This is a genomic window from Viridibacillus sp. NPDC096237 (genome assembly GCF_050278625.1).
Classification (GTDB): domain Bacteria; phylum Bacillota; class Bacilli; order Bacillales_A; family Planococcaceae; genus Viridibacillus.
In genome coordinates this window covers 1-2,646 of record NZ_JBNNTI010000102.1, presented here as the reverse complement: position 1 = coordinate 2,646, position 2,646 = coordinate 1, and the positions used below count along the sequence as shown (strand labels likewise).

The 2,646-nt window shown below is 34.7% G+C and carries 2 protein-coding genes; one reads left to right on the top strand and one right to left on the bottom strand.

All coding sequences use genetic code 11. The annotated features are described in order from the left end of the window. A partial coding sequence (locus ACQKMD_RS21900; protein ID WP_427754678.1) for a hypothetical protein occupies positions 1 to 186 on the bottom strand: 186 nt, incomplete at its 3' end. 88 nt (positions 187 to 274) lie between these two features. Here ACQKMD_RS21900 and ACQKMD_RS21895 point away from each other — a divergent pair. Next, positions 275 to 2,646: insecticidal delta-endotoxin Cry8Ea1 family protein (locus ACQKMD_RS21895; protein WP_427754676.1), on the top strand; the 2,372-nt coding region annotated here is incomplete at its 3' end.

Genomic DNA, 2,646 nt, shown 5'->3' with positions numbered 1-2,646 from the left:
CTTCTTGTAGAAATATACAGGAAGGATGGCGTTTTCTATAAAGTTTTTCTGTTTCAAACGAAATGAATCTCTTTTCTCAAGAACTCCAAAACTACTTATCTCCGTCTTCTCTACAACATTTAGGTAATTAGGTAAAATAAAACATTTTTTCTGCATTATTTTGCACTTTTCTACTATATTTCTCATTTTTTTCTCATTTTTTTCCCATATTCATTAAAAAAGATGTTATCATGAAAGCGTTACCAAAAATAAAATGTTAGGAAGTGGTTTTGAAATGAAAAAGAAACATAGAAAAATAGTATCTATGACAGTAGCTGCAAGTGTACTTACTGGAACCTACATTCCAACTGCTACCACGGTATTTGCAGAAACTGAACAAAAAGAAGGTTTCAAAGAAAATCAAACAAAAAATAGTGATCCTAATAATCCTTTATGGGATTCGAGAGCTTGGTTTGACAACCCTTATAAAGGAGTAACGTTAGATCAGTTTATAAATGCATTTAATAATAATCAGTGGAGACCTTTATTAGCCGATATCCAGCAAAAGAAAGATGCGGGTTCGGGTACTCTTGCTTTTCTAAAAGGCATGATGACAACAGGTTTATCTTTATTACCGCCACCAGCTAGTCTACTAGCAAGCATTTGGGATGTATTTATGCCAGCTACAAGTAGCAACCAAACTGATATATGGAAACAATTAGAAGAATACATTGAGACACACATAGATAGTAAAATAACTGATTATCATAGCTATCTTATGGGTGCTAATTTTGGTCGTGCTACGTCATTTCTAGAAGACTATCAACGAATTCTGCAAATATATAATGACAGTAGAAATAGTTTGGCAAGAGTTGAAGAGCCTGGAGCACCAGTACTCGAGGCTGCTCGGGCAGCAGATCGAGAGTTCAAAGGATTTATCAAAGTTATTCAAACTCCTGAAAAGTCAACAGATTCTGTGTATCAACAAATAACAGCTCCGATCTTTGTGCAAGCTGCAAATGCTCATCTCTTATTACTGAGAGATATTATTTTGTATGCTGAAGAGTGGGGAATAGATAAAGATCAATTGGAAGGGTATAGGGATGAACAGAAAAAACTTATTCGAGAATATACTGATTATGCTATGAGAGTATATAACGATGGCTTGGAGAAAAGAAAAAAAGAAGCTGAACAGATTAATACCCAAGAAAAATTTAGGAATACGGATAGATGGAATCATATTAATGAATATGTAAGGGAATATACATTAAGTGTTCTAGACTTTGTAGCCTTGTTTCCATCTACCAATCCTAGTGAATATTCAAGAGGAGCTATGCATCAAAATTCCAGACAAATTTATTCAGATATTGGAGGGAAAGTCCAACCAAAAGAAAAAACATGGCAAGATATAAATAATATCTTAGCATCTCAAGAATATAAAGGTGGCCTGATGCAACTCGACATACGAGATTTTGATCGTATTGATGCCATTCGACCTTGGTACTCCGATCGTGTGAATGGTGGAGCAATGTATTCTTCTACTGGATGGGTTGGAAATACGAATGGAGGAATTTTAAGAGACAAGATTTCTACCTTTGATAATCCTTTAACTAAAGTTACAGTAGGATCAGAAATTACTCCTTTTCATTTGACCTTTACCCATGATAACGGGAAGACGTACCCTCGATTTGGTACATCCATCTCTGGAGCTGGAAGGGAAAAGATATCTACTTTTGAATTTCCTAATCAAAAAATTTCTCTTGTTCACGCATTTAATAGAAGTACTCAATCTGGATTTGATGGTATTGATGCAGTAGTATTTGGATTTACCGACAAACGTCTTAAACTCGGAACCGAATTGATGACAAATATGATCACTTCAATCCCAGCTGAGATGTATGATAGAGGAATGAGTAATTTTAAACCACAAGTTGAACCTATACATGCACAGCAAAAGGCCATGAAAACAGATACTACTAACTCTTATTTAGGGTATAGCGTAACTACTTTTAAAGAGCAAGAATATAAAATTAGATATAGGGTTGCGGCTAACGAAAACTCTACGATTAAGCTTTCACACAGAAGTAGCCCTGGTAATAATTTCGAAAAAATAGGGGAGACTACTATCCCTACTACAGGATATGAAGCAAACACTGTAAAAGGTGAATATGGTTATTATAAGACTATAGAAGGACCAACTGTTAAATTAAAATATGGAACAAACGAATTGAAAATTGAAAATACAAAAGGGAAATTTTCCTTAGATCATATTGAACTAGAACCTGTAGAAAAAGATGCAGTTATAGCCCAAGATAATTTTGACAATCAACGATTAACTTGGGTAAACCTCGGTGGTATTGTAGATGGAGGAGTGACAGGTAAAGCTGGTAGGATTGAATCAAATGGAGATACTTGGACATATATTGAAAATCAAGTAGCATCAAACTCCAAATATACCTTGAGTATGAAAGTAAAATTAGAGTCCACTGATAAAAATAAGTTACAAAATGTAACTATATTTACAGATAATGCAGCAGGAGAGCGCATAAAAAAAACAGTTGAACTTAAGGGAGGAGCAGGGTATCGAGAACTGAAACTAGATTTTATTACAAAACGTAATCTTGGTAGAACTCATGTTGGGATTCTAACATCAGGTGGAACATCCAG